Below are 25849 nucleotides of genomic sequence, written 5' to 3' on the forward strand. Positions count from 1 at the left end.
ACGCAAACAAAGGACCACAACAATGGCAATCAAGGATATCCTGCCGGGCAAGCTCGGCTTCGGCGCAGCCCCGCTCGGCAACATGTTCCGCGACATTCCCGAACCGGAAGCGCGGGCAACCGTGGAAGCCGCCTGGAACGACGGCATTCGCTACTACGACAACGCACCCTTCTATGGTGCCGGCCTTGCGGAAATCCGCATGGGCGCAGCACTTGCTGACAAGCCGCGGGACCAATACGTCATCAGCACCAAGGTCGGCCGCGTCATTCTCGATGAGGTCGAGGATGTCAGCGCCCGTGATCTCGGCGAAAAGGGCGACGTCTTTAAATACGGCCGCCCCAACAAGATCGTCAACGACTACTCCGCCGATGCGACCCTGCGCTCGATCGAGGACAGCCTGAAGCGGCTGAATACCGATCATATCGATATCGCCTTCGTCCATGACGTTGCCCAGGACTTTTATGGCGACGAATGGCTCGATGTTTTCGAAACCGCCCGCAAGGGCGCCTTCAGGGCACTCGACAAACTGCGCGACGAAGGCGTGATCAAGGCCTGGGGCCTTGGCGTCAACCGCGTCGAGCCGATCGAACTTCTGCTCGAATTGCAGGAACCGCGGCCGGATGGCTTCTTGTTGGCCGGTCGGTATACCCTGCTCGACCATGATCGCGCATTGCAGCGTGTCATGCCGATGGTTTCCGAACGGGGGCTCGGTATCGTGGTCGGCGGTCCTTATAGTTCTGGCGCGCTGGTTGGCGGACCGAATTTCGAATACGCACCGGTGACGGCGCCGATGAGGGAAAAGATCGCCCGCATCAAAACGATCGCCGACCGTTACGGCATCAGCATGAAGGCGGCCGGACTGCAGTTTGCGCTGGCCAACCCCGCCGTTGCCGCGGTCATTCCGGGCGCCAGCCAGCCGGGCCGTATTGCCGAAGACCGGGCAGCGCTTCAAGAAACCGTCCCTGCGGATTTCTGGCGCGAGCTGCGTGAATCAGGAATTGTGAACTCCGCTGCACCCTTGCCCGCCTGAATGTATGCCAAGGTATTCCGATCCTAGAGCGACTTCTGGATCAATGATGTCGGCGATCATTCCCTCTCTCATTTGACTGCGCGTATTCGCGGCGGCAGCTCGACATCAATGCTCGGCCAGAGCGGGCATGAACTGAATATTTTTGCCGCCGCGGAATGCATTGGCAAGCTCGACAGCGCGTCGAATGATGTTTTCAACGATATCGGCGCAAAGCTGCCGTAAGCTTAAGCTCTTGAAAGAATATGGACTTGCGACCTGCTCATCAGAATCTCTAAGTCACTGATTCTCCGACTACTAAGCTTATGCGGATCGTTGTGCGGCGTATGGCCCACTTCTGGAACATTCTTTGAGGTGCATTCCAGAACTTACGGCTCTTGCGCTTTGAACAACAAATCGAAAGACGCTGCGGAGCACATGTCGAGGGACTTACAAGGCTGAACGCAGGAGGGACCCATTGTGGCCCCCCATGCGTACCTGACGAGCCAGTAGCACTTGGCGCAACTGGCTTTATAGCAAGATCTCATGGAGACGCTCGTCGTCCGCAGTCTAGGGGGATGCGGAGACTGTCCGACTTGCATACGCGGTGTGGAGGCGCTGCTGGGTTAAAGCATCCTGCTTCGGAGCGACGCCGAAAGTTCTCGAATACTCGCGACTGAATTGCGACGCGCTTTCATAGCCAACCTTGTAGGCCGCTTCAGCGACATTGGCGGCTTCTGTCACCATGAGACGGCGCGCCTCGAGCAAGCGTAACTGCTTTTGAAACTGCAGCGGCGTCATGGAGGTCAAGGCCTTGAAATGCTGATGGAAGGACGACGGGCTCATTCGCGCGATTTGTGCCAGCTGTTCGACCCGGAGTGTCTCTGCGAAATTGGTGTGCAGCACTGATACGGCCCTGACGACGCGTTCGATGTTCGATTCCGGCAGCGCAAGTTTGCAAATCTCACCGCCATGCGGCCCGCTCAACAGCCAGTAGCATATTTCACGCACGATCGACGGCGCCAGGACGGGAATTGCTTTCGGTGTGGCCAACAATCTCACCAGGCGCAAAATGCAGTCGGCCAAGGGTTGATCAACTTTGGCAACAAATGCACAGGGGCCCGATTCCTCTGATTGTTCCGGAAGGGCGTCCAGTTGTTCAAGGACGTTCCGCAAGGTTGCCACATCGAAATCGATCAAGACGCCAACATAGGGGACCTCTTCGCTGGCCTCGACAATGCGGCCGGTCGCTGGAAGACCGACGCTTACCACAAGGCACTCCATCGTCCGGTAGCTCAGTCGCTCGTCCCCGAAATGGAGCTCCTTTGCCCCTTCCAGCACAACGCAGAGCGACGGCCGATAGATATTTCGCATCGGCATCATCGACTGGAATGAGCGAACGATATTGAAGCCGTCGATGGCTGTAGGGAACAGGCCTTGGCCCCCGCCCTGTGACTCAATGTAGTCCGTCACGGCAGCCAGCAGCGGTGCATTCATGCGCGGCTCCGGCTGTTTGCGCGGCCAGGTTAGCACTTGGCTCCGCCCCGGCATAAGCTCCTCTTCTGCAGGAATAGGCAAGTTTCTTGAGAGTTCGGGCATTCTGGTCATTGGACACTCCGTCTAGCTTAAGGGTGCAACCAAGCGAGGAGTAACCTCAAAATGGCAGAAATTGTCGCCGGGTCAAGAGATCCAACAACGGAGCGGGTACAGCCTGCACCTTACAGCAGTGAATATGTCGGAAGTTGGCGGTTCGTCGCAATCTGCGCCACGCTTCTCCTGATCAATGCTTTTTCACAGATTGACCGCATCCTCCCATTCATCCTGGCGGAAAAAATCAAGGCGGACCTGTCACTGACAGATACACAGATGGGGCTGCTAACTGGCCTTGCCTTTGCAGTCTGTTACGCCCTTCTTTCGCTACCGCTTGCCCGTGCGGCCGATCGCGGCTCGCCGCGGCTCGTGCTGGTATCATGCGTTTTGGTTTGGAGCGCGATGACAGCGCTGGGTGGCGTTGCTGCAAGTTTCATGTTCCTTGCGCTCACGCGCTTCGGCGTTGCCTTCGGTGAGGCGGGAGCCGTCCCGTCCGGTCACGCATTGATCGCCCGCAAGATCGAACCTGAAAGACGTGGCCTTGCGATCGGCCTATTCGCGATGGGAATCCCTCTGGGAACCATGGCAGGTTTTGCCGCTGGCGGTGCCATGGCAGATGCCTTCGGCTGGCGCATCGTGTTGATGGGTGCGGGTGCTATCGGCATCTTGATCGGCTTGTTGACGATACTGGTCGCAGGCCCGACGCCCCGTCTGCAAAACGCAAGGACGCGCAACGAACCCTTCCTCATGACAAGCCTTGAACTCCTGGCATCCCCGGCCTTCCGCTGGCTGTTCCTCGGCACGATCCTTCTCGGCTTTGCCGGCGCGCCTTTCTACGCCTTTTCAGTCCCGTTCCTGATCCGGACCCACGGCTTTACAGCAACCGAAGTAGGGATCTTTTTCGGCCTGTTGCAGGGCCTGATGGGGATTGTCGGCACGCTGGGCGGCGGACGCTGGTTTGACCTTGCGGCACGCTCCGGTTCCGGCAAGGTTCTGGGTCCCCCCGCCATCCTCTTCCTGATGGCGAGCGTCACCACGACTGCGGCTTTGTTCGTCCCGGTAGGATGGATGGCAATCGCCCTGTTCGTGCCTTCGATGCTCTCATTCTCCTTCATGCTGCCCTGGGGTTTTGGTGCAGCGCATCTCGTCGCCGGGCCGGGTCGTCAGGCACAGGCATCGAGCCTCGTGATGATCGGGAGCGGCCTGATCGGACCGGCCCTTGGCCCCTTGTTCGTGGGTGTGGCCAGCGACGCTGCAAGTGCCGCAGACATTCCGAATGGTCTCGCACTCGGCCTGTTGATCGTGCCCTTAGCGAGCATCCTGTCAGGTCTTGCCCTTCTTGTCGCCAACCAACGGGTCAGCGCTTTCCTTCGGCAACGCTGAATACGTCCTCGTCCACGCAACATCAGAACCGTTCTGAACTTAGTCAAACGGAGACACCTCAATGTCTGATACCGGCAATTCCCGCCGCACGTTCCTGGCTCTCGCAGCCGCTGTCCCGTCGGCTCTCGCCATGAGCGGCATCGCGTCCGCCCAAACCACGCAAACAGCCGCCCGAAACACAGAACAACGCGTGGCAATCCTCACGGGCTCTTCGCGCGGCATTGGCGCCGCCACGGCAAAGCGTCTGGCGCGCGACGGCTACGCTGTGACGGTGAACTATCTGACCAATCGTGATCTCGCGGCTCAGGTGGTCCGCGACATCGAGGCGGCCGGTGGTCGCGCGATCTTCCGGCAGGCCGACGTGGCGGATCCGGCAGCGGTGAAAGCGCTGTTCGACGCCAATGATGAGGCATTCGGCGGCGTCGATGTCGTCGTCAACAATGCCGGTATCATGAATGTCGGACCCTTTGCCCAGATGACCGACGATGCTTTCGACCGGATGATCGCGACCAATGTGAAGGGCAGCTTCAACGTCCTGCGCGAAGCAGCACGCCGCGTCCGGGATGGTGGCCGGATCATCAGCCTCAGCTCGAGCATCATCAAGACGCCGCCGCCCGGGACCGGAGCTTACGCTGCGAGCAAGGCGGTCCAGGTTCTGTATTCGAGCGTGCTCGCAAAGGAACTGGCTGGTCGCGACATTTCGGTCAACGCGGTCGCCCCGGGTGCCGTCGATACAGAGCTTCTTCGTCAGCACGGGGAAGAGGCGCTCAGAGGGATTCCCGAGCAGACGCCGCTGGGCCGCCTGGGGCTGCCGGAAGATATCGCGAGCACCATTGCCCTTCTGTGCTCGAAGGAAGGCGCATGGGTGAATGGACAGAACGTCTTCGCAAACGGCGGCCTCGGTTGAGACGGTAGGCCGCCGACAGCACTCCTCGGCCACCAACAAGGCCAAGGGGTTCCCCCCGACAACGAGACCTCACCATCACCGCGAAGGAGCGCTTGATGAAATACAACACGCTCGGAAATACTGGTCTTTTCGTCTCTGAGCTTTGCCTCGGGACGATGACCTTCGGCGGCCAGGGTATCTGGTCCAACATGGGCAATGTCCAGCAGGAAGAGGCCCAAGGTTTGATTGCCCGCGCTCTCGACCATGGCGTCAACTTTTTCGACACCGCCGACATCTATTCCGGCGGCGTCTCCGAAGAAGTTCTTGGCCAGTCGCTCAAGTACCTGGGTATCCAACGCGAAGAGGTGGTGATCGCCACCAAGGTCTGCGGACCGATGGGGGCAGGTCCAAACCAGGCGGGCAACTCGCGGGCGCATATCATGAACAGCGTCAAGGCAAGTCTGAAACGGCTGCAGGTCGATTACATCGACCTCTACCAGCTTCATAACGTCGATACCGTGACACCAATTGAGGAAAGCCTGGCAGCTCTTGATACGCTCGTCCGGGAGGGTCTGGTTCGCTATGTCGGCGTGTCGAACTGGTCGGCGTGGCAGATGGCGAGAGCGATTGGCCATAGCGAGAGGCTCAATCTGGCAAGGATCGCAACGACGCAGAACTATTACACCGTCGCTGGCCGCGATATCGAACGAGAGATCGTGCCGTTGATCGACGCGGAAAAGCTTGGTCTCCTTGTCTGGAGCCCACTCGCCGGCGGTCTGCTCAGTGGCAAATTCTCTCGCGAAAAACAGGGAGCCGAAGGCAGCCGCCGCACGACCTTCGATTTCCCACCTGTCGCGATGGATCATGCCTACGCCGTCATCGAAGCGATGGAGCGCATTGGCCAACGGAAGGGCGTGAGCGTCGCTCGCATAGCACTCGCCTGGCTGCTGCACCAAACACATGTCACGAGCGTGATCATCGGCGCGAAGACGGTCAGTCAACTCGACGACAGCATCCGGTCGAACGAAGTGTCGCTCGACGTAAACGAACTGGCCGAACTCGATGCGGTGAGCAAACTCCGCCCCGAATATCCCGCCTGGATGCAACGAACGCGTCAGGCGCCGGAACGACCCCCGCTCGAAATCAACGACATCGCCGCCGAATAGGCTTGGATCCTGAACCCCCATTCTGGATCCTGGAAGGTCGCCCCGCCCCCAGCGACCTTTGTCCGCCGGAGATGCCTACCCCTCGTCGCATCTCCGGCGGGCCACTTTTCCAACACTGAATCAAGGAACTCATCATGTCCAAACCCTGGACGCTTGACGACATACCGTCCCAGCAAGGCCGCACGATCCTCGTCACCGGAACCGGTGGCCTGGGTTTCGAGGACGCCATCGCATTGGCCGGAGCCGGAGCTGAGGTGATCCTCGCCGGCCGCAATCCTACGAAAGGAGCTGAAGCCATCCGGCGCATCAACGACAAGGTGTCGAACGCTTCAGTGACCTTCGAGCAGGTTGATCTCGGCAATCTCAATTCGATCGAGGCGCTTGCCGAGCGGCTGAAAGGAAGTCGCGATCATCTTGACGTGCTGATCAACAATGCAGGCGTCATGACGCCCCCGATGCGCAAGACGACTGACGACGGCTTTGAACTGCAGTTCGGCACGAATTACCTCGGTCACTTCGCCCTGACAGGCCACCTGTTGCCGCTACTGGTGCAAGGACGAGATCCAAGGGTTGTGACGCTCTCCAGCATCGCCGCAAAAGGCAAGAACGTCGCGATCGACTTTGACGATCTGCAGGCGGAGCGAAGCTACAAGCCCATGCCCGTCTACAGCCAGTCGAAGCTCGCCTGCCTGATGTTCGCACTCGAATTTCAGCGACGCAGCGAGGAGGCTGGTTGGGGTATCACCTCCATCGCTGCTCATCCCGGCATTTCCCGGACGAACCTGCTGCACAACGCACCGGGACGCCGCAGCGCGCAAGGACGTCTGCGGTCGCTGCTGTGGTTCTTGTTTCAACCCGCGTCCCAAGGGGCACTGCCGACTCTGTTTGCCGCCACGTCTCAGCATGCCCGCGGCGGCAAGTATTATGGCCCTGATCGACTAAGCGAAACCCGCGGTCACCCTACCGAGGCGCAAATCCCGCCACAGGCAAATGAGCTCCACGTCGCCAAGAGACTTTGGGATATCTCGGAAAAGCTGGTCGGCATTGAATACGAGGGCCAACCTACAACGACGCCAGATGCGCTTGTCGTCGCGCAGACTCTGAGACAAGGGAGCTAAGAATGGATCCGCTCGCAGATCTCGTCGATTGGATAGCGCTATACGGTGTCGTCGGACTTCTTTCGATCGGTCTCGCGGAACGCTTCGTCCCCGCGCTTCCGTCCCACGGCGTGCTGGTAGCAATCGGCATTGCCGCCAATGACGATGCATGGTCAGTTCATACCGCTGTGGCCGGCACCGCAGTTGGGAGCTTCATTGGCGCGCTTGCGCTGTACCTTCTTGTGCGCGCTATCGGAGAAAGTAAGTCCGTCGCACTTCTCCATTTCGTCGGCAAGTGGATTGGTGTTTCCCCGCAACGCACCGACCAAACATTATCTTCCCTCCGAGCTCGGGAACAGACGATAGCCATCACATCGCAGCTCATCCCCACGGTAAGGTTGATCTCTCCCCTGGCGGCAGCGCTTTTAGGGACAAGCATGCTACGTTTCGCGTCCGGCATGGCGGTGGGCATCGTGTTGTGGAATGGGTTGTTCATCGCCGCCGGGTACTTGGCTGTCATGGCGCTTCCGGGCATTAACTCTTCGGCGTTTGCCCTCAAGATCCTGGCGTTTCTTATTATCGTGGAAGTGCTGATTGCCGTGATATTGCGGCTGCAACTTCGCTGCTCGAAGCAAGCTTGGCCGAGCGGGGATTCGCAATGAGCAGCAAAACGGCAGATGCACTCCTGTTCTTTCGTGCCTGGCTCTCTGCGCCTTTGCAGGTGGCTTCGGTTACGCCTTCAGGACGCGCGCTCGCATCGCTTATGACCAGCGAGATCTCTGCGGGTACCGGAACCGTCATTGAACTTGGTCCTGGAACGGGCGTCTTCACCGAAGCTCTGCTCAATCGTGGAGTTTGCGAGTCGGATCTCATTCTTGTGGAATATGGCGTAGATTTCGCCCGCGAGCTTACGATGCGCTTCCCGGCGGCGGCCACCCTTCGGATGGACGCGGCGCAACTGCGAAAGATCGAACTTCAGACCTCGGCGCCAATTGGCGCGGTCCTGAGCGGTCTTCCTCTTTTATCAATGCCAATCCGAAAAGTGATCGCCATTCTTGAAGGTGCCTTTTCGCATCTTCGTCATGATGGTGCATTTTACCAGTTCACTTACGGTCCACGATGCCCGATCCCGAGGCCCCTGCTTGATCGGCTAGGCCTGAAGGCGACGTTCATTGGCGGGACACTCGCGAACGTGCCGCCCGCTGCGGTCTATCGCATCGGTCGGCGGCGACGGCGCCCATCACTGGTAGCGACGTGAGGTGCGTGAGTGTGGTGGGTCCCTCCCGAGATTTCGAGATTGAACCACCATTGCGAAGGAAGACTTACCGCCTTGCGCAGCTTTGATCACCTAATCTTCCCGGTCGGGCTGCTCTAGGTTCAGGAAGGTTGGGCGGCTTGAAGAGAATGGTTCCGAACGAACGCAGTTGCAATCATCAGGAGGCTAGATCCGAATGACGGACCCGCAAGACACACAGTTCTTACCCCTTACCCGGCGCCAGGTCCTGGAAGCTGGAACGGTCGTTTCAGCCTCCGGAATGATATCGACGGCGACCGCACAAGCGCAAACACAGGTGACAACCTCTCCTTCTCTGCCCGAGAACGGGACCACCGTTCACATAGCTTGCCGCGTCAATGGCCAGCCAACGGCAATCGATATCGATGCGAGAGCATCCCTGCTGGACATGTTGCGTGAACGACTGGGCCTCGTCGGTGCCAAGAAGGGATGCGACCACGGTCAGTGCGGTGCCTGCACCGTCCATATTGGCGGCCGACGGATTGCTTCCTGTCTGACGCTCGCAGCCAAGGTCAATGGTCGTGAGGTCACAACCATCGAAGGTATCGGAAGCGCGGACGGCCTGCATCCCATGCAGCAAGCCTTCATCGACCACGATGCCCTGCAATGCGGCTATTGCACGCCCGGGCAGATCATGGCCGCGATTGCGTGTGTAAAAGAGGGGCACGCTTCAACACCAGAAGACATCCGGGAATATATGAGCGGCAACATCTGTCGCTGCGGAGCCTATGTCGGCATCGTTGCGGCGATCGAACAGGCCGCTCCTCAGATCGAGCGGGGCTGAACTATGAGATCACTATCCTATGTCCAAGCCAAAACTGTGCGCGAAGCCATCGAAGCATATGCCGCGGCAGGCGAAGGTGCGCGCTACATTGCTGGCGGAACCACTCTTTACGACTTGATGAAGCTCGGTGTTGAGCGGCCCGCCCATCTGGTCGATATCGCCTCTCTGGAAGGGGCTGACCGGATTGATACAAGCGGTGACGTTCTGTTTTTTGGCGCCGGAGCGCTTATGGCAGACGTTGCCGAAAATGATGTCGTCCGCCGTGACTATCCCGTCTTGGCCGAGAGCCTTTCGAAAGCCGCCTCTCAGCAGCTTCGCAACATGGCGACCGTCGGTGGCAATCTGCTGCAACGCACCCGTTGTCCCTATTTCAGGAACGGCGCAATTGGCGCCTACCCCTGCAACAAGCGAGCGCCCGGCTCCGGATGCGCAGCGATTGGGGGGCTTGATCGCGGGCAAGCCGTGCTCGGCATCAGTAACGCTTGCACGGCCGTATCACCCGGCGACTGGCCGGTTGCGCTGACGGCGATGGACGCGACAGTGGAGATCCAAGGTCCGGCGGGACCACGATCAGTTCCCATCGCTGAATTTTACCGGTTGCCTGGTGATACTCCCCATCTCGAATTCGAGATCGAAGCCGGCGAGATCGTCACCGGGATATCAGTTCCGAAGACGGAGGCCGGCCGCAACTCGACCTATCTCAAAGTGCGCGATCGCGAGTCATATGCTTTTGCCCTCGCCTCGGCAGCCGTGGCGCTGGCGATGGACGGCGATCACATACGGCAGGCGAATATTGCTCTCGGCGGCGTTGCCACCCGGCCATGGCGGGCACGCGAGGCAGAGGCGCTTTTAAACCTTCGAACGATCGAACCGGACATTGCGCTGGCTGCTGGCAGAGCGGCATTCGCCGATGCCCGACCCGGCGAGCACAACGCATTCAAGATTGAACTCGGTGCTCGCACGCTTGCCGATGCCATCATGACAGCTGGAAGGAAGATGCAATGACACAGGAACGGACCGCTGACCGCCCTCGGGTCGATGCTTATGAAAAGGTGCTGGGTCGAGCACTATACGCGGCAGACCAACCGATCGCCGGTCTGCTTCATGCGATGACGGTTCCAGCGACGATCGCCAAGGGACGTATCGAAGCGATCGACGCGACTGCCGCACAAAATGTGCGAGGGGTCGTTCGTATTTTCACACATGAAGATTTCTCGCAGATCAAGACGACGCCTGCCGCTCGCGGTGCCTATGGTCAGCCCGGCAAGGGTCATCAGCCGATGACAAGCCCGGTCGTGCGCCACCGAGGCGAACCCGTTGCCCTGGTTGTTGCCGACACGTTGGAAGCCGCTATCGAGGGTGCGGAAGCCGTCAAGGTCCGCTATGCGCCGGAGCCATTTAGCGCTCGCATGGAAGACGAGCTTGCCAGTCCTGAGGCCCAGCCCGACCGCCAGCTTTCTTCCGGTGACGCCGAAGCAGCCTTTGCTGCGGCCGATCATCGTATCGATGTCGAATATCTGCATCCCCAGCAGCATCATAACCCGATTGAGTTGATCTCGACGACTGCCGCATTCGAGGACGGCGAACTCAGGATTTATGAGGGGACGCAGGCGGCGTCAGCCTTCGCCGGCGGCCTTGCGGGTATGATGGGTCTGGAACCCACACGGCTGCGTGGCGTAAGCCCCTATACCGGAGGAGGCTTTGGACAGAAGAACGGGATTCAAGAGCAGAGCGTGCTCGTCGCAAGTGCCGCCGCCCTGCTACGCCGACCGGTAAAACTCGTGATGCCACGCGGTCAGCTGTTTCATACTGCGTCCTATCGACCGCGCAGCCGCCACCGCGTCCGGCTCGGTGCGGACGGACAAGGGCGCCTGTTGGCGGGGCTTTATGAAACCGTCCAGCAGAACAGCCGATATGATGGGTTTGCGTGTGATCACGGCGCCAATCCTCCGCGCATGTATGGCTATCATACCTGGCAGGGAAATGACCGGATCGTCAGAGTCGATACCCAGACCCCGGGACATCAGCGCGCGCCCCATGAGCATCCCGCGAGCTATGCCACGGAATGCGCGATGGATGAACTCGCCGAGGCTGTCGGAATGGATCCCGTCGAACTCCGGCTTGCTAACGACGCCCAAAGCGATCCGATCACAGGCAAGCCCTACTCATCCCGTCATCTCGCGGGCTGTTTGAGGCGCGGGGCCGAAATGTTCGACTGGAGCCGGCGTATCGCCGATCCGGGCGCGTTGGTCGCGGACAATGGCGACCTTATAGGCCTCGGCGTCGCATGCGGCAGTTACAAGGGATCGATGACGGCCACTGTGACAACACTTCGTCTTTTCGCAAGCGGACGATGCGAAATCGCAACCTCCGGCCACGAGATGGGACAAGGCATCCGCAGCGTCATCGCTGCTGAGCTTATCGAAATACTGGGCGTAGACCCGGCTAAGCTCGATATTCACATTGGAGACACCGGACATGCGCCGCAGCATATAACCGCCGGCTCATGGGGAACGGGCAGCGTTGCGCCGGCAGCGCGAAGCGCCGCCATGAAATTGCGGGAAGAGCTTAGCGTTCTGACCGGTGCCCCATTGTCGGAAGAACCGGTTCATGTCCAGCTTGCCCGGACCCGCCGCCCCTCATTGGAAGTCACTGTCAACACGATCCCGCTCGGCAAAGACGCACAGATCATCGAGCAATTGCGCAGAGGTATCCCATCCACCACCGGCCCAGAATATCCAGACTTCATGGCCTTCAGCTGGATCGCCCATTTTGCTGAAGTTCACGTGGAGAGGTCAACCGCGCGTGTGCGCGTCAAACGCGTCGTCAGCGTTGCCGACTGCGGCCGGGTCATGAACCGGCGCACGGCGGAAAGCCAGGTCAGGGGCGGTGTCGTCTGGGGAATTGGTGCGGCACTTCGTGAGGCCGGTGAAACAGACCCTCGCTTCGGCGGCGTGCTCAACAACGATCTTGCGGAATATGTCGTGCCGGTCAACGCCGACATCGGCGCAATCGACGTCGATTTCATCGACCAGCCCGACTTCAAGCTCAACATGTCAGGCGTCAAGGGACTTGGCGAAGTCGCGATGGTCGGAGCGGCCGCAGCCGTCGTCAATGCCGTCTACAATGCGACTGGCAGACGGATCCGGCACCTGCCAATCCGCATCGAAGATTTGCTCTAGCAGCAATTCGTCGACAGCAAGGACAAGCATTTTGGAAAGGGCGATCAATGCCCTTTCCTTCACACCGCCGCGAGGAAAGAACGGCACGGCCTTCTAGCCTTTTCGAAGTGCGTGAATGCCTCCCCTTAAAGCTTCATTGCCTCTATCGGCTGCAGGACCGCTTCTTCCAGCGCCGACATCCGAATCGGATCTGCCACGGCGTAGGCCGGGTCGGCGATCATGTCGACGAAGGATGCCCGTTTCGGGTAGCGCACCAGCGCTACCGCGTCCCATGATTGACCAGGTTCAGCACAGAGTGCAGTTGCGCCGTCGCCGGCAAACATGATTTCCGCCCCATAGCGGGCGACGATCGGTCCGGCCATGGCGAGGTAGTCGAGATAACGCTGGCGTCCCCCATCTGCCTTGAAGCGGAGGAGATTGAGCATGATGATGGGCTGGCCGTCATCTTCGGCAAGAAAGCGGTCGATATCAGCGGCGGTGACTTTAATCATTGTGGTACTCCGGGCGATGGAGGCCTTGGCCTCGTTCAATCTTCCGGCAGAATATGCTATCGCTTCTGCACGCTCCATAATGCGAACCCCAGGATACTTTATTTAAAGCCCAAAATGGATCCCTTCCTTGATATCGTCCGATTGCTTCGGCCGCGCGCCGCTCTCCTGGGCCGAGGCGTGGACGCCGCAGGCGACTGGGGCCTGAGCTTCCCCGCACTGGGAGACCTGTTGTTTTTCTGGATAGAAGACGGCATCTGCCAGTTGGTGCGACCTGGTTCCGAGCCGATATGGCTGGAAAAGGGCGACTTCGTGCTTCTTCGGACAACGCTTTCCTTCACGCTCACCTCCAGCCGGGAAGTTGAGCCGTTGGATAGCGTAGCGGCGGTGGCCACCAAACAGGAGGGAAGGTTGAAGCTGGGCACCGGTCAGGAAAGACCGATTTCGCTTCACATGGGCAAATTTCTGTTCTCAGCGGCCAACGAGGATCTCCTGACAGGGCTTCTCCCGCCGATCGTTCAAATCCCATCTCATTCGCCCAAACTCCATCGGCTCCACAATCTGCTGACGTTGATGGAATCCGAAGGCCGCGACCCCGGCCCGGCCAGCGAGTTTATTATCTTGCGTCTCGTCGAACTGGCGCTGGTCGAAATACTCAGAATGCCTACGTCGGGTCTTCCGGAGCAAGCTGTCGATCCAGCCAGCAGCGGCCTGCTTGCCGGCCTTCGAGACCCGGTCACGGCCAAGGCCATTCTTGCCATTCACGAGAATGTTGCGCACGAATGGACGGTCGAAACTTTGGCCAAGCTTTCCGGTGTTTCCCGCTCCGCTTTGGCTACCCGTTTCCAGTCGCTTGTAGGGATCGGTCCGATCTCGTACCTGTTGCGGTGGCGCATGGCGCTTGCCAAGGAGGCGCTCAAAACTGGAACAGCAAGGGTGGAGGAAATCGCCTTTTCAGTTGGCTACAAGTCGGCGAGTGCGTTCAGCACCGCCTTCACCAAAGCCGTCGGCTGCTCTCCAAGCCGCTTCGCAGAAAGCTCGTCCCGCTCTGAATAGGGAGTGGCCTCAAAGCCAGTTGCGGGGGCCATCACTCTCAAAGGGTCAGGCCTTGCTCTGATCGATGGTGCCGGTGATGTTGTCCCAGCCGGAAAGCGCAAATTCCGCCGCGGCATGCAGTTCGGCGCGATCAGCTCCGTCGCGGGCGCGGATTGCCATGCCACTCTGGACGATCTGCACGAACCTCGCCAGTTTGGTCGTGTCTGCCGTGGGCTCAAGATCACCGTCGCTCTTCGCGGCGTCAAAGCGCGTCTTCAAGAGATCGAAGCCGCCTGCGCGCGTCGCTCGCATGAGTTCGGCCAGTTCGGAGTGTCCTTCGCTGCCGACAGTAGCGAGCGTTGCCATGCACCCGTGCGGTAAATCGCTATCTCCGCCGGTCATGGCGATCGCGGAATCCTCGAGGAATGCCAACGCCGCCTCTCTCGCGGTTGACGCCTTCCGGAAGCGCGTCCAGACCAACCCTTCATAGGTCGTGTAGTAGTATTCGAGCGCTTCCGCATAGAGCTCGTCTTTCGAACCGAAGGCAGCATAGAGGCTCTTGGTTCCGATCCCCATTGCCTCCGTCAGATCAGCGATCGAAGTCGCCTCATATCCCTTGATCCAGAACAGTCTTGTGGCGGTGGCAAGCGCGGCCTGGCGATCGAACTCCCGCGGCCGTCCGCGTGGAGCGCGAGACGATGGTGGACTGGGAGGAGGTGTCAAAATTTTATTTTGCATCGACCACTGCATAAATCACTTGACCGACGTTTGCAACGGCTCTACGCATTTGTACATCGATCACTGCAGAAAGGGAAAATCATGGAATTGTCTGGAAAACGCGCCTTGGTGAATGGTGGCTCGCGAGGAATCGGGGCTGCGATCGCCGTTGCGCTTGCCGAGAACGGCGCGGATGTCGCCTTTACGTATCAGCGCTCGGCTGACAGAGCTGCATCGGTGGTCAAGACTATCGAGGAAAAAGGTCGACGCGGGCTCGCGATTCAGGCCGATAGTGCCGATCCGGACGCCATTCGGCGGGCCGTCAGCGAAACGGTCGACGCGCTTGGAGGGCTTGATATCCTGGTCAACAGCGCAGGCATCGGAACCGCCGGCATGACCGCGGATCTGGCCCTCGCCGACCTGCAGGCCATGCTTGATGTGAACGTTCGCGCCCCGGTTCTTTTTGCGCAGGCAGCAATCCCGCATCTGTCTTCCGGTGGCCGGATCATCTCTCTCGGCTCCTCTCTGGCGGAGCGCGTCCCCTTCCCCGGCGTCACGGCCTATGCGATGTCGAAGTCGGCACTTCTGTCGTTCACTCGGGGCCTTTCACGCGAACTCGGCCCTCAAGGCATCACCGTCAACCTCGTTCTACCGGGATCGACGGACACCGAAATGAATCCGGCCGATGGCGAGAATGCGGATTATCAGCGCAGCCTCACCTCGCTTGGGCGTTTCGGCGAGCCCCGTGAAGTTGCAAGCGCAGTCGCGTTCCTTGCAGGTCCTGCCGCAAGTCTGATTACCGGCGCCGTTCTGAGTGTCGACGCCGGCTTCAACGCATAATCTGGATGGCAGGAAACGTCACTGGGCCGGAACGAACGGAGCTTCCGGCCCCATTTAAAGACGCAGCGACAGCTCTCCGGGCCGGAAGCTGAAGGATGCGCGCCAATGGTCGATCCCCACGTCCCTTAGACAGTTTCCGAGCTGACGCCGCGGGCAGAAACGCTGCCAAATCTGTCGTCGGCTTCGGTCGCCGAAACGACAGCTACGAGCAAGCCGCGGATGCGATCAAGAGGTAGAATAGCTCAAGGGACTCAATAAGATGATTGTCGCAGGCAGCCCCAGAATTCCCCTCCTACTGCAGTCAACCTCCCGCCTGCCTGGGCAAGACACCGTCAGGGAGGCGCAGCACGGAAAAGGAGGCGGAAATCCCCCCTCCGTCTCTCTTGATACTCGATACGGCTCGAAGCTTGCCGATGCCCTGTGGTCAATGGAGAGCAATGGCATTGTGTTGGACCAAAAGCCAAATCGCACCGCTCTTAGCAAAGACGACAAACCCGATGCGGCCGACGAGTTCTTGAAGGTGTCCAATATGACGCCGGCCGAACGTATCCGCTATTTCTTCCTGAAGGATCGAGAGCTCAATGAAGACAAGCTGGCTGCGATGAGCGAGAAAGATCGAGAGGCGATCGAACAGCAAATCAAAGACCTTATTCTTCAACAACTCGGTTTGGAAAACGAAGACGGCAAGCCTGACGACGCCCCTGCGCCCGCACCAGAGGGAGATCCCGTACCCTTGGATGCGACGCCGTAATGGGTGGCTAATCTGCTGTTATCGTAGCGATTGCGTGAATAGTTCGACGCAGCTGGACGCAGTAGCGCCGCGGTGCTTGATGGTGGAGCCGAAGTGCGTCTGTTGAAGCGCGCGCTTCCGGCCGCGCTTGATGGAGGACGGCGATCACCTGCGGCAGACGGCTGAGCTCGCCGGTCGCGTTCTGAAACTGACCGTGAGGGGTTGTACGCACATCTGCGACCAGGGTGATTGCTGTGATGTGTCGCAAACGCAATCACGTGGGTTTGGGACCCCCGCACCGGACTTGTGCCGGTTTTCATTATGCAAACGTAATGCACTTCATTTCAAAGTGAGAGAGGGCCGGAGTCCCTTACACTTCCCGCTTACAGGCGTACCCGTCGTCAGATCACAAAATCAAACCGCGCGAACCTTCCATCACCGGCTTGCTTGATTTCGAGGAGTAGCGCCTCGTCAAACAGTCTGTCTCCAGCGTTTCGGGGCTCGGCGGGAAAATAAAGTTGGGTGGTGAGGATGCGCCCACCCGGGCGCTGGACCTTGAAATGGAAATGGCGTGTTCGGCCGGGATAAAGCGCTGGCACGATAGTGTTGAACCACCAGCGTCCCTGCGTGTCGCTGAATTGGTGTCCGCGCAGGCGGAAACCAACGCTATCATAGTCGCCATTTTCGTCCGCATGCCAAATCTCCACGAGACCACCGCTAAGGGGCCGGCAGCGAGTGTCGAGTACGAACCCTGCGACCGTTATTCGCTCACCGCCGGGTGAATCTGGATAGAGATCGCGATTGAGCGGCGAGTTCGGCTTGAAGAAGGGGCCAGCCTCCCGTTCAAGCGTCGGTTCGTCTCCGTCGTCACATGCAGGAGTGAGCGGCAGTTCGGGAGCGGCCTGCGCAAACGCTCTCGTTCTCGCCGCCTCGAGGAGAGGCAGCGTCAGAAAGGCCGTCAGAAGCGAGCGTCTGGTGGAGGACAAGGCCGGTCTCCCAGTGTGATCGCGGTTTAATCGACGCGCCGTTACCGCAGGCGCTGCGCGGCGTTCGCCTGCGCCTCTCGGATCAGGCCAGAATACATATTCTCCTTGCCGGGATACCACGGCATCGTGCCGATGGAGCCGAAGCCGGGAATCGTCTCCATATGAGCAACCATGCGGGCACGCATCCGCTCGTCCGGAAGCGGGCCTGTCATCGCCTGGACATTGTCACTCATGTGATCGGGATTCGACGTGCCGCAGAGTACGCTCGTGACGGCCGGGTGCGCCATGACCCATTTCAGAAAGAACTGCGCCCAGCTGTTGGCCCCGAACTCCTGCGCGAAGCCGGGAAGCGGCTGCCCCTCGACCACCTTCATCAGCCGTGCCTTTTCCAGCGGCAGATTAATGAGGACGCCGACGCCCTTGTCGGCCGCGGCCGGAAGAAGGCGGCGCTCGGCATCGCGGTTGAAGATCGAGTAATTCGTCTGGATGAAGTCGACGTCACCGCGTTGGACGAACGTCAATAGCTGGTCTTGCGCTGCCGACTCGTGATGGGTCACGCCGACATGACCTATGAGGCCTTCCTTCTTCCATGCCTTCATCAGCGGAACGATGACGGGTGCATTGGTGATGCTGTGGCATTGCATCAGATTGATCGCCGCGCGCCATGTCCGCATTCGTGACTGCCGGAAGCTTTCGACCGCGTGACTTTCGTCTCCAAGATATTCTCCTGTCGACCAGACCTTGTTGGCGAGGAACATCTCGGAGGATCCTTCGAACTCGCCCATGAACTGGCCGACACTGACTTCCGCCGAGCCGTAAAGAGGCGAGGTGTCGACCACACGACCGCCTGCGGCGACGTACCGTTCGAAGACCTGTCGGAGAGCGTCGCGCCGATCTCCTGGCTTCAGGTCGAAGGTCAGGAAGGTGCCGAGGCCCAGGGCTGTGACCTTCTCGCCGGTGCGCGGCAAAGTACGAGTGACCACATTCTGGTTTGATTGCGGAGTTGGCGATGTCGCGCTCGTCGCCTGGGTCTGCGCCGTGGCGTTGGTCGCGAGCGCCAGCCCTGTTGCAGTTGCCCCCATCGTTCCAAGGAAGCTGCGTCTGTTGATCTTCGACTTCTCCATGAGATCGCTCCTGATGCTTTTTCGTTAGAACTGCCAGTTGGCGGGTACCCAGGCGTAGCCGCCATCGGTCTTCAGCATCCGGCCGAGGCCTGGGAATGGATAGTGGAAGCCAAGGACCGGCATGCGCTCGGCCGCCGCTCTGTCGAAGATGCGACGGCGGGACGAAAGGGCGGTTTCCTTGTCGCGGTCGGGCCCTGGAAGCCATGGTCTGTCGACATTCACAACGGGGTGATAAGCAAGGTCTGCCGTCAGCAGCAGTTGGTCATTTCCCGAATGAACAAGGAAAGTGGCCATGCCGGGCGTATGGCCAGACGCGACGATCGTCGCCAGACCCGGCACGATCTCAGCGCCGGCCTCATAAAGTTCGACATCGTTCCTGAAGGGTTCAAGACTGTTCTTGATATTTGCGGCGAAGCGGAGACGGAATTCCTCCGGCACGGGCATGTAGGAGAGATCCGGATCGGTGCGGACGAAGAAATCCCAGTCGGCCTTCGGAACGAAGACAGTGGCGCGGGGAAAGGCTTTGCCGCCATCCGCGGTTCTCAGGTTGCCGACATGGTCTGGATGGGTGTGTGAGATGACGATCACATCGATGTCCGCAGCGCTGAGACCGATCGCGGCAAGGTTTTCAAAGATGCGCCCGCCATTCGGGCCCATGGTTTTTCCGGCGCCAGCCTCGATCAGGATCCGTCGGCCGCCGGTCTCGATCAGCAGAGTGTTGAGATTGAGGGTCAGGTGATCGGTCGGGAGGAACGCCTGCCGCAGGACTTCTTGAAGCTCGGCTTCCGGCGCATTGCCTGCATAGACGCGGGGCGGCCCACCAATCACACCATCGCTCAAGACGGTCGCGCTGATTTCGCCGACGCGGAAACGGTAATAACCAGCATTGCCGGCCACCGAGGACGCAACCTGGGCCTTAGCGGTGCCGGAGCTACCCAGGCTCGGAATGAGCACGCTCGATGCGCCCGCTACAGCGGACAGCATGATGGCGCGTCTGTTAAGCGTGAAGGCACTCATCCATTTTTCCTTCTCTTAGGCGCACTGCTTGGCCCTGTCCGCGGTCGGACACGACAGACGAGGGACCTTTCCGGAGCGCGGCATTTAGGTCTGGGAGATCATGACACGAAGCTTTTGATCTGATAATCTGCAGTAAGTTAACCAGCTTGATTAGAAAAACTTCGCAATGGACCCTATTCGCCTAGACAGTTTCGATGTCTTCGTGGCCATCGTGCGCTGTGGCGGCTTCCGCGCGGCAGCCCTCGAGCGGGGAATCTCTTCGTCGGCATTGAGCCAAACGATGAATGCTCTCGAAGAGGCTCTTGGTATCCGGCTTCTTAATCGGACGACGAGGAGCGTGTCTCCAACGGAGGCAGGACAGCGTCTTCTTGAACGTCTGGCACCCGCGTTGAGCGACATCAGGCTCGCCATCGCAGAGGTTGACGAATTGCGCGACAGTCCGTCGGGGACTGTCAGGATCAATGCGCCAGCTCCAGCCGTCGACCATTTCCTTTGCCCGCTGGTGTTCGACTTTATGGAGGCTTATCCCGAGGTGAAGATCGAGATCATCAGCGATGCGGCCGTTATCGATATCGTGGAACAGGGTTTCGATGCAGGCGTTAGGTTCGGCAAGCAACTGGCGCAAGACATGATCGCGCTGCCGCTGGGACCAGCTCTTCGTTATGCAATCGTCGCTTCACCTGAGTATATCAAGAGGTGCGGAGAACCACAGACGCCGCACGAACTCGTTGGTCATGGCTGTATCAAACGTCGTTTCCCTGGTGGCACCCTCGTCACCTGGCGGTTTGCCGAGGCAGGCGAGGAAATCGAAGTCACTCCCACCGGCCGGCTGACGGTCAGTTCGGCGCACAATGAACTCCAAGCTGCACTGGCTGGCAGAGGAATTGCTCATATCTTCGATGACTATGCCAAACCCTATATCCAAAACGGCCGGCTAGTGGAACTTCTCTCCGACTGGAGCCCTATCCTGCCACACTGGTTTTTATACTACCCGAGCCGCCGACTCCCGAGCGCCGCCATGCGAGCGTTTCTGGACTATATGAGAAGCTATGATTGGAACGGCAAGGACGTTATGGATCCACAGCGATTTGACAGGCAGCTTGCTTAGCTGGAGTCGAACGGCGATCTTCTGTGATATGTGCTGGCCACATCACGAAGAGACTTCCAGTTGTTGGAGCGTGTAAACTAGCACTACCGGATACAGCTTCTATGGAATGCCAAGGATACGCGCCATGCCAGCAGAGTGATAGGACTGTCGGGATCGCCCTGACGGTCTGATCTCACTCAGATACTCAGAAAAGCCTGGTCCCATCAATATCGACCCGTCTCTTGGGCAGGCTCCTCCCTTTGTTGCCTGAACGCACTTGGCGTACACCCGACGGCACGCAGGAAAGCGTGGCTGAGCGCGCCCGCGGACCCATAGCCTGTCCGCTCCGCCACTTCGTCGAGCGTCAGCCGCTCGTTGATCAACGCCGACTTTGCCACGGCCATACGCCAGCGGAGAATGTAGGCCATGGGTGGCATGCCGATGGTTTCCTGGAAGCGACGGGCGAAGGCCGAGCGCGACATCGCTGCGAGGCCAGCCAGGCGGGGCAGGGTCCAGTTGTGGTTTATCTCGGCGTGGATTGCTTGCAGGACGAGCGCGAGCTGCCGATCCTGAAGGCCGGCCAACACGCCAGACGGGGCGACAAGCTCGCCGGCCGCCGGGCCGAAGCGCTTCAACGATGAGGACTTCGGCGAGTCGCTGTAGCACAAGGGCCCGGCCCGGATCGTTTCCGCGTGGCTCCTCGGCAATCACATCCAGTAACATTGCCAATCGACCCGCACCTCGATCATGTGCCTGCACATGCACAACCCGGGGAAGAAGCGCGGCGAAGAGATCGGCGTTGACACGGTCGACCTCAACATAACCACCGACGATCCGTGTCGCCGGTCCATCATCCTGCCCCAATCTGATGAGGCTTCCGGCTGCCGCTTTGTAGGCGGCATCGCCGAACACGGCCGGGGCGTCTGGCGCGCTGAGGAAGCCGAACTCCATGGAACTGGGTTGAAGCAGGAAATCGCCCCTTCGGAACGGCCGCGGCTCGTTCTGCCCAAGGCGTAGCCAGCAGTCACCTTCGGCAGCGATGACGAAATTGGTCACGTGGAATGCGGGGAAGTGGATGCCCCAGCGGCCACTGCCGCGGATCTCCGTCATCAGCACAGCGCGTGGCCGCAAAAGGGTTACGATTTCGGTAAGCGGGTCAACCATGGACGCTTGATACGATAATCGTCACATGCTGCCATCGACGCGCATCACGCTGTCTCGGCCGTGTAGCTTCGGTCGCCGTCTCAAGATCCTGAACGGTAGGCCAATGTGGGCGCCGATCGATACTGACACAATTGAGGAGTTCTCACGAAGCGGACTCCTTGGAGGTGGGCTGAATGATCGGAGGAAGAGAGGAGCGCAGGAGCGCTAGGACGCCTGCGATCGCGCCTGTCAGGCACACGCCTGTCCAACCGTAACGGCTCCACGCCCATCCCCCAACAGCGGCACCAATGGACATGCCGATCATGGCGCCGGTCATCAGCAGACCGTTCAGACGGCTGCGCGCATTTGGATCGATCGGTCACGATGGTCTGGTGCGAGACCAGTCCCGCCATCACGCCGAAATCAAAGAGTATTGCGCCCACGACGAGCGCTACCATCGAGTGCGGACGCATCAACATAAGCGCGAAGGCCGCGGCCACAAACAGGCAGCCCAAGCGGATCACTGCGAAGGGCCCCTTGCGATCCGCGAAACCACCAAACAGCGGAGCGCCAAAGGCCCCTGCTGCGCCTACCAATCCGAAAGCTCCTGCCAAACCTGGCCCAAACTGAAACGGCGGCTCGGCCAACATGAGGGCAAGAGTTGACCAAAATGCGCCGAGTGTTGCAGCTAGCAATCCTTGTGTTGCCAACGCCTTTCTGAGTAAAGCGTGCCTATAGGTGAGCGTGGCAAGGCTGCGAAGCAGACCGGCATAGGTGCCTGTTGCCGTCACGGACTGGTGCGGGAGAAACCGCCAAACGGCCAGCGCCAGCAGCGCCACCATCCCGGCCGCAATCCCGAACATCGCCCGCCAGCCAAGAAGGTCTCCGACTACCCCTCCGACCGTTCGGGACAAAAGAATGCCGCAAAGAAGTCCCGTGGTGACCAGCCCAATCGTGCGGCCCCGCCGCTCTTCGGTGGCGAGCTGCGCAGCGAGCGGAATGAAATCCTGACCGACACTGCCGAGCAACCCGAGCGCCAGACTTGCGGCGAGCATAACCGAGAAACTCGGAGCGGTCGCGGCCGCCAACAGAGCGGCGACGAGCAGCGCGAATTTCGCGAGAATCAGGCGCTTGCGATCCACGAGGTCGCCGAGCGGTGCCAATAATAGCATCCCGGCCGCATAGCCTGCCTGCGTCACGGCAGGCACGAGGCTCGCTTGCTCGGGTGACAGAGCAAAGTCGGCCTGCACCAACGGGATGACGGGCTGGACGTAACAGATATTGGCTACACCAACGCCCGCTCCAATCGCCATGAGCCAGACGAGCGCGGGCGCGGCTGCCTGCCCATCTTGAAGTTTTTCTGTGAGATCTACCTGTTTTGGCATCGCGTGGCTCCACTGGACACGGGCCGGTAGACTCAAGGTCACCGTCGCTCGTTGTTCTGTCGAGAAGCGGTCCTCATTTGACGCGCTGCCATTCGATCCTTATTTCGGTGCCTTCCGGCCTGCGGAACTGCTCGGTCATCCGGTCACCGGTCACGACCAAAGTGAGATCATCGCGCGTTCGCACGCTGCCAACCCAGTTCGGAAATGTCGCGCCTTCGACACGGTTGCCGCTGAATTCGCCCTTCTCATCGACCGTGTACGTGCCGAAGAACCCGATGCTGCGTGACATGGCCGTGCGATTTTCATCGTCCGTCCCCTCACCTCGGGCATTGGAAGCAAACTTCGGAACGTCAGCGTCTGTCAGAACTTCCACGAAATGCATGTCGGGCGTAAAGACGAGAAGACCGATGGGCTTTTCTCCATAAGCAGCGATATTTTTGCCGCCGGGGTCGATGGTCGCCGACATCATGCGCCAGGTGCCGACGACCTGGTTCTCGGCGGTGGCCTGCGCGAAAGCGGAAGACGAAACGCTGAAGGCAATAGCTACCAGAGCTGATCGAATGGACATGTCAGTTCCTTTCCTGTTCTTGGAATCGGTGTTTCTGGACCGCTGGGTTCACACGTCCTGCCTATCAGCGGAATCTGCCACGTCTCGCTGCGCCTCAAGGGCGGAAAGGCGCGCGGAAAGCGCCTGTGAGATGGATGAATAGGCCGTGCTGCCCAGCGTCAGCCGCAGCGCTGGCTCCTCGCTCTCGGCGGCTGATATGATTGCGGACACGGTGCGCGCCGCATCCCCTTTGATCTCGAAACTGCCCCCGGTGATTGCCCGGCGAACGGCGCCAGCCGGCGTTTCAGCGTAGGCATCCATCGGTTTCGCGCTGACGAGATTGGCTCCGAAATTCGTGCCCGTGGGCCCTGGCTCGGCGATGATGACGTCGATGCCGAAAGGCGCCACTTCCTGTGCCACGGATTCGAGGAACCCCTCGATGCCCCACTTGGTCGCGTGATAGAGGCTGAAGCCTGGGTAGGCGATCTGCCCGCCTTCGGACGAGACCTGAACGACCCGGCCGCCGCCCTGCTTTCGAAGAAGGGGCAGTGCAGCACGGATCAGATGAATGGATCCGGTCAGATTGGTGAAGATCTGCCGGTCGATCTCTTCATTCGTGAGCTCCTCCGCAGCACCAAACAGGCCATAGCCCGCGTTGCTGACGATCACGTCTATGCGGCCATGCCGCTTGAAGGCTCCTTCGACGGCTGAGGCAATGCTCTCCGGCTCGACCAGATCAAGCAGAACGATATCCAGGCGCTCGCGATATTTCTGCTCAAGTTGCGTGAGCGTTCCTGGCCGGCGGAGCGTGGCTATGACGGTGTGCCCCTCGGCGAGTAACTGCTGCGTCATCTCGAGACCGAGCCCGGAGGAAGCGCCGGTGATGAACCATGTCTTTGTCATGTAAATTTTCCTCATTGTTCATCTGCGAATGTAGATCTCGAGGATTGGTGCTATAAGATCCTCAATTTGAGATGACCTGGTGAGGATAAATCACGAATGGCACGCCCCAGTCTGAACGACCTTGCCGCCTTTGCCGCGGTGGCCAATCATCAGAGCTTCCGCAAGGCGGCCGATGTCATGGGTGTTTCGCGCTCCGCCCTCAGCCACACGATCATCGGATTAGAAGCAAAACTGGACGTCCGCCTCTTCAATCGGACGACACGCAGCGTATCGCTGACCCAGGCTGGCGCTCGCCTGCTTGCACGCCTCGATCCAGTGCTTCAGGATCTTGACTACGCGCTCGATACGCTCTCGGAGGAGCGCGGCACCCCAGGCGGCATACTGCGTATCAATGCCAACAAAAGCGGCGCCCGCATTCTCCTTGCAGACGTCGTGCCGCGCTTCATGGACCTCTATCCCGACGTGGAGCTTGACCTCGTATCGGAAGGTCGGCTTGTCGATATCGTGGAACAGGGTTTCGACGCGGGCATCCGCCTGCTGGAAGCCATCCCGAAGGACATGATCGCGGTGAAGTTCGGAGGCGACGTCCGTTTTATCGCCGTGGCGGCGCCGTCCTATCTCAATGGCAAAGCCGCACTGCAGACACCTGACGACCTCTATGCGCATTGCTGTATCCGCCAGCGTCTGCCGAGCGGCAAACGCTATCGCTGGGAGTTCTCAAAACGAGGTGCCGAAATTGCGGTCGATGTGCCCGGCAATCTCACGCTCGATGACAGCGATCTTCTCGTCCAGGCGGCGGTGGACGGGCGCGGTATCGCATATGTACCTGAATACTTTGCCCGACCTTTACTCAAATCTGGCCAATTGGTGACTGTGCTCGATGACTGGTGTCCGCCTACACCCGGCTTGGCACTCTATTACCCTCGCAGCCGGCACGTGCCGTCACCGCTACGAGCCTTCATCGATCTCCTCCGAGAGGTGGACAGGTCGCGATGACAGGGCGGCGCTGAGTGGGCACCGCTCCTGTCAACTGGTATGTTAAGGCGTCGCTGGCTGACGTCGCAAGATCATACCGCCATGGTGCAGTGTGTTGGCATCGACGAAATCGCCGTCGGCAGTAAAGCCCGTGTCGTCCCAGTATTCGATATGCGTCCCGTCGACTTCGTAGCGGCCTTGATAGGCCCGCTCGCGCTGGCCGCGGGCCTCGACATAACGTCCGTTCGGCAGAAGTTCATGGCGAACCCGGTTGTCGTCGGTGACCCACATGCCGGCATAAGGATGGTTCGGCCGCAAATTGGTCTCCTGTGCTTCTGCGGGTTGGATAAAAAGAGTGTACCCATACGCCGGGAACCGCGGAACTGGGTCGCGTGCGCGGGTCATTGCTGATGTATGCTGCGGATAAGATTCAGGCGATGATCTGAGCAGAGGCTTTTTCGGCCTGGCGCAGCCTTTTCCACTC

26 protein-coding genes and 1 pseudogene are annotated in these 25849 nt (G+C 59.7%); 15 read left to right on the top strand and 12 right to left on the bottom strand.

The window, feature by feature from the left end:
• Positions 1–22: 22 nt before the first annotated feature.
• Positions 23–1030: an aldo/keto reductase gene (locus DMO26_RS30225; RefSeq protein ID WP_117196030.1), complete on the top strand. Its 1008-nt coding sequence runs from the start codon at positions 23–25 to the stop codon at positions 1028–1030.
• 546 nt (positions 1031–1576) lie between these two features.
• Here the strand turns inward: DMO26_RS30225 and DMO26_RS30230 are convergent.
• Complete coding sequence (locus DMO26_RS30230) at positions 1577–2503, bottom strand: AraC family transcriptional regulator (RefSeq protein ID WP_117196053.1); 927 nt, start codon at positions 2501–2503, stop codon at positions 1577–1579.
• Positions 2504–2785: 282 nt separating this feature from the next.
• Between DMO26_RS30230 and DMO26_RS30235 the strand changes: the two genes are divergently transcribed.
• From DMO26_RS30235 to DMO26_RS30275, 9 genes are all read left to right on the top strand, one after another.
• On the top strand, positions 2786–3979 hold the full coding sequence (locus DMO26_RS30235; RefSeq protein WP_404947099.1) for an MFS transporter: 1194 nt from the start codon (positions 2786–2788) through the stop codon (positions 3977–3979).
• A gap of 61 nt (positions 3980–4040) precedes the next feature.
• The gene (locus DMO26_RS30240) at positions 4041–4886 is read left to right on the top strand and encodes an SDR family oxidoreductase (RefSeq protein WP_117196031.1); all 846 of its coding nucleotides are present in this window, start codon (positions 4041–4043) and stop codon (positions 4884–4886) included.
• A gap of 95 nt (positions 4887–4981) precedes the next feature.
• Positions 4982–6031, top strand: a complete 1050-nt coding sequence (locus DMO26_RS30245) for an aldo/keto reductase (protein ID WP_117196032.1) — start codon at positions 4982–4984, stop codon at positions 6029–6031.
• A 134-nt stretch (positions 6032–6165) separates the two neighbouring features.
• Positions 6166–7149, top strand: coding sequence for an SDR family oxidoreductase (locus tag DMO26_RS30250; protein ID WP_117196033.1), 984 nt, complete (start codon positions 6166–6168; stop codon positions 7147–7149).
• Positions 7150–7151: 2 nt separating this feature from the next.
• Positions 7152–7790 (top strand): DedA family protein, encoded by a 639-nt coding sequence (locus DMO26_RS30255; RefSeq protein WP_117196034.1) that lies wholly within the window; start codon positions 7152–7154, stop codon positions 7788–7790.
• A complete protein-coding gene (locus tag DMO26_RS30260; RefSeq protein WP_117196035.1) occupies positions 7787–8386 on the top strand; it encodes a class I SAM-dependent methyltransferase in 600 nt (199 codons plus the stop codon). The genes DMO26_RS30255 and DMO26_RS30260 overlap by 4 nt, the downstream gene beginning before the upstream one ends.
• A gap of 193 nt (positions 8387–8579) precedes the next feature.
• Entirely contained in the window at positions 8580–9206 is a 627-nt protein-coding gene (locus tag DMO26_RS30265) for a (2Fe-2S)-binding protein (protein ID WP_117196036.1), read from the top strand.
• Positions 9207–9209: 3 nt separating this feature from the next.
• Positions 9210–10211, top strand: a complete 1002-nt coding sequence (locus DMO26_RS30270; RefSeq protein ID WP_117196037.1) for an FAD binding domain-containing protein — start codon at positions 9210–9212, stop codon at positions 10209–10211.
• The gene (locus DMO26_RS30275; RefSeq protein ID WP_117196038.1) at positions 10208–12388 is read left to right on the top strand and encodes a xanthine dehydrogenase family protein molybdopterin-binding subunit; all 2181 of its coding nucleotides are present in this window, start codon (positions 10208–10210) and stop codon (positions 12386–12388) included. The genes DMO26_RS30270 and DMO26_RS30275 overlap by 4 nt, the downstream gene beginning before the upstream one ends.
• A gap of 125 nt (positions 12389–12513) precedes the next feature.
• Here DMO26_RS30275 and DMO26_RS30280 read toward each other — a convergent pair whose 3' ends face one another.
• Positions 12514–12879: a DUF1330 domain-containing protein gene (locus tag DMO26_RS30280; protein WP_069610530.1), complete on the bottom strand. Its 366-nt coding sequence runs from the start codon at positions 12877–12879 to the stop codon at positions 12514–12516.
• 114 nt (positions 12880–12993) lie between these two features.
• Between DMO26_RS30280 and DMO26_RS30285 the strand changes: the two genes are divergently transcribed.
• Positions 12994–13932, top strand: coding sequence for an AraC family transcriptional regulator (locus DMO26_RS30285; RefSeq protein ID WP_117196039.1), 939 nt, complete (start codon positions 12994–12996; stop codon positions 13930–13932).
• Between the two features lie 45 nt (positions 13933–13977).
• On the opposite strand, the gene DMO26_RS30290 is transcribed toward DMO26_RS30285, so the two are convergent.
• Positions 13978–14649 (bottom strand): TetR/AcrR family transcriptional regulator, encoded by a 672-nt coding sequence (locus DMO26_RS30290; RefSeq protein ID WP_226951471.1) that lies wholly within the window; start codon positions 14647–14649, stop codon positions 13978–13980.
• Between the two features lie 78 nt (positions 14650–14727).
• Here DMO26_RS30290 and DMO26_RS30295 point away from each other — a divergent pair, with 78 nt between their 5' ends.
• Both DMO26_RS30295 and DMO26_RS30300 read left to right on the top strand, forming a co-directional pair.
• Positions 14728–15468: an SDR family NAD(P)-dependent oxidoreductase gene (locus DMO26_RS30295; RefSeq protein ID WP_162895127.1), complete on the top strand. Its 741-nt coding sequence runs from the start codon at positions 14728–14730 to the stop codon at positions 15466–15468.
• A gap of 259 nt (positions 15469–15727) precedes the next feature.
• Positions 15728–16219, top strand: coding sequence for a hypothetical protein (locus tag DMO26_RS30300; RefSeq protein ID WP_162895124.1), 492 nt, complete (start codon positions 15728–15730; stop codon positions 16217–16219).
• A 380-nt stretch (positions 16220–16599) separates the two neighbouring features.
• Here DMO26_RS30300 and DMO26_RS30305 read toward each other — a convergent pair whose 3' ends face one another.
• The 3 genes from DMO26_RS30305 to DMO26_RS30315 are packed head-to-tail and all read right to left on the bottom strand — an operon-like array spanning position 16600 to position 19325.
• Entirely contained in the window at positions 16600–17184 is a 585-nt protein-coding gene (locus DMO26_RS30305) for a dioxygenase family protein (protein ID WP_117196043.1), read from the bottom strand.
• Positions 17185–17225: 41 nt separating this feature from the next.
• Positions 17226–18308, bottom strand: coding sequence for an aldo/keto reductase (locus tag DMO26_RS30310; protein WP_117196044.1), 1083 nt, complete (start codon positions 18306–18308; stop codon positions 17226–17228).
• 24 nt (positions 18309–18332) lie between these two features.
• The gene (locus DMO26_RS30315; RefSeq protein ID WP_117196045.1) at positions 18333–19325 is read right to left on the bottom strand and encodes an MBL fold metallo-hydrolase; all 993 of its coding nucleotides are present in this window, start codon (positions 19323–19325) and stop codon (positions 18333–18335) included.
• 166 nt (positions 19326–19491) lie between these two features.
• Here DMO26_RS30315 and DMO26_RS30320 point away from each other — a divergent pair, with 166 nt between their 5' ends.
• Positions 19492–20433, top strand: coding sequence for a LysR family transcriptional regulator (locus tag DMO26_RS30320; RefSeq protein WP_117196046.1), 942 nt, complete (start codon positions 19492–19494; stop codon positions 20431–20433).
• Between the two features lie 203 nt (positions 20434–20636).
• On the opposite strand, the gene DMO26_RS30325 is transcribed toward DMO26_RS30320, so the two are convergent.
• From DMO26_RS30325 to DMO26_RS30345, 5 genes and pseudogenes are all read right to left on the bottom strand, one after another.
• Positions 20637–21047 carry a helix-turn-helix domain-containing protein gene (locus tag DMO26_RS30325; RefSeq protein ID WP_162895125.1) on the bottom strand — a complete coding sequence of 137 codons (411 nt, stop codon included), beginning with the start codon at positions 21045–21047 and terminating at the stop codon, positions 20637–20639.
• Positions 21048–21093: 46 nt separating this feature from the next.
• A pseudogene (locus tag DMO26_RS35120) lies at positions 21094–21576 on the bottom strand (cupin domain-containing protein); the annotation flags it as partial.
• 80 nt (positions 21577–21656) lie between these two features.
• A complete protein-coding gene (locus DMO26_RS30335; protein ID WP_205421284.1) occupies positions 21657–22940 on the bottom strand; it encodes an MFS transporter in 1284 nt (427 codons plus the stop codon).
• Positions 22941–23013: 73 nt separating this feature from the next.
• The gene (locus tag DMO26_RS30340; RefSeq protein WP_117196048.1) at positions 23014–23508 is read right to left on the bottom strand and encodes a lipocalin-like domain-containing protein; all 495 of its coding nucleotides are present in this window, start codon (positions 23506–23508) and stop codon (positions 23014–23016) included.
• Between the two features lie 48 nt (positions 23509–23556).
• Positions 23557–24390 (bottom strand): SDR family oxidoreductase, encoded by an 834-nt coding sequence (locus DMO26_RS30345; RefSeq protein ID WP_117196049.1) that lies wholly within the window; start codon positions 24388–24390, stop codon positions 23557–23559.
• A 96-nt stretch (positions 24391–24486) separates the two neighbouring features.
• On the opposite strand from DMO26_RS30345, the gene DMO26_RS30350 reads away from it, so the two are divergent.
• Positions 24487–25386 carry a LysR family transcriptional regulator gene (locus DMO26_RS30350; protein ID WP_117196050.1) on the top strand — a complete coding sequence of 300 codons (900 nt, stop codon included), beginning with the start codon at positions 24487–24489 and terminating at the stop codon, positions 25384–25386.
• Between the two features lie 42 nt (positions 25387–25428).
• On the opposite strand, the gene DMO26_RS30355 is transcribed toward DMO26_RS30350, so the two are convergent.
• Complete coding sequence (locus DMO26_RS30355; RefSeq protein ID WP_117196051.1) at positions 25429–25770, bottom strand: Atu4866 domain-containing protein; 342 nt, start codon at positions 25768–25770, stop codon at positions 25429–25431.
• Positions 25771–25849: the final 79 nt, after the last annotated feature.

The sequence above is a fragment of the Rhizobium terrae genome (assembly GCF_003425685.1).
Classification (GTDB): domain Bacteria; phylum Pseudomonadota; class Alphaproteobacteria; order Rhizobiales; family Rhizobiaceae; genus Neorhizobium; species Neorhizobium terrae.

Coding starts and splice junctions, on each gene's coding strand:
- DMO26_RS30250 (WP_117196033.1), top strand. CDS start 6,166: ATGTCCAAACCCTGGACGCTTGACGACATACCGTCCCAGCAAGGCCGC.
- DMO26_RS30345 (WP_117196049.1), bottom strand. CDS start 24,390: ATGACAAAGACATGGTTCATCACCGGCGCTTCCTCCGGGCTCGGTCTC.
- DMO26_RS30320 (WP_117196046.1), top strand. CDS start 19,492: ATGGACCCTATTCGCCTAGACAGTTTCGATGTCTTCGTGGCCATCGTG.
- DMO26_RS30355 (WP_117196051.1), bottom strand. CDS start 25,770: ATGACCCGCGCACGCGACCCAGTTCCGCGGTTCCCGGCGTATGGGTAC.
- DMO26_RS30335 (WP_205421284.1), bottom strand. CDS start 22,940: ATGCCAAAACAGGTAGATCTCACAGAAAAACTTCAAGATGGGCAGGCA.
- DMO26_RS30315 (WP_117196045.1), bottom strand. CDS start 19,325: ATGAGTGCCTTCACGCTTAACAGACGCGCCATCATGCTGTCCGCTGTA.
- DMO26_RS30280 (WP_069610530.1), bottom strand. CDS start 12,879: ATGATTAAAGTCACCGCCGCTGATATCGACCGCTTTCTTGCCGAAGAT.
- DMO26_RS30275 (WP_117196038.1), top strand. CDS start 10,208: ATGACACAGGAACGGACCGCTGACCGCCCTCGGGTCGATGCTTATGAA.
- DMO26_RS30285 (WP_117196039.1), top strand. CDS start 12,994: ATGGATCCCTTCCTTGATATCGTCCGATTGCTTCGGCCGCGCGCCGCT.
- DMO26_RS30260 (WP_117196035.1), top strand. CDS start 7,787: ATGAGCAGCAAAACGGCAGATGCACTCCTGTTCTTTCGTGCCTGGCTC.
- DMO26_RS30230 (WP_117196053.1), bottom strand. CDS start 2,503: ATGAATGCACCGCTGCTGGCTGCCGTGACGGACTACATTGAGTCACAG.
- DMO26_RS30340 (WP_117196048.1), bottom strand. CDS start 23,508: ATGTCCATTCGATCAGCTCTGGTAGCTATTGCCTTCAGCGTTTCGTCT.
- DMO26_RS30310 (WP_117196044.1), bottom strand. CDS start 18,308: ATGGAGAAGTCGAAGATCAACAGACGCAGCTTCCTTGGAACGATGGGG.
- DMO26_RS30350 (WP_117196050.1), top strand. CDS start 24,487: ATGGCACGCCCCAGTCTGAACGACCTTGCCGCCTTTGCCGCGGTGGCC.
- DMO26_RS30255 (WP_117196034.1), top strand. CDS start 7,152: ATGGATCCGCTCGCAGATCTCGTCGATTGGATAGCGCTATACGGTGTC.
- DMO26_RS30240 (WP_117196031.1), top strand. CDS start 4,041: ATGTCTGATACCGGCAATTCCCGCCGCACGTTCCTGGCTCTCGCAGCC.
- DMO26_RS30225 (WP_117196030.1), top strand. CDS start 23: ATGGCAATCAAGGATATCCTGCCGGGCAAGCTCGGCTTCGGCGCAGCC.
- DMO26_RS30265 (WP_117196036.1), top strand. CDS start 8,580: ATGACGGACCCGCAAGACACACAGTTCTTACCCCTTACCCGGCGCCAG.
- DMO26_RS30290 (WP_226951471.1), bottom strand. CDS start 14,649: ATGCAAAATAAAATTTTGACACCTCCTCCCAGTCCACCATCGTCTCGC.
- DMO26_RS30245 (WP_117196032.1), top strand. CDS start 4,982: ATGAAATACAACACGCTCGGAAATACTGGTCTTTTCGTCTCTGAGCTT.
- DMO26_RS30270 (WP_117196037.1), top strand. CDS start 9,210: ATGAGATCACTATCCTATGTCCAAGCCAAAACTGTGCGCGAAGCCATC.
- DMO26_RS30300 (WP_162895124.1), top strand. CDS start 15,728: ATGATTGTCGCAGGCAGCCCCAGAATTCCCCTCCTACTGCAGTCAACC.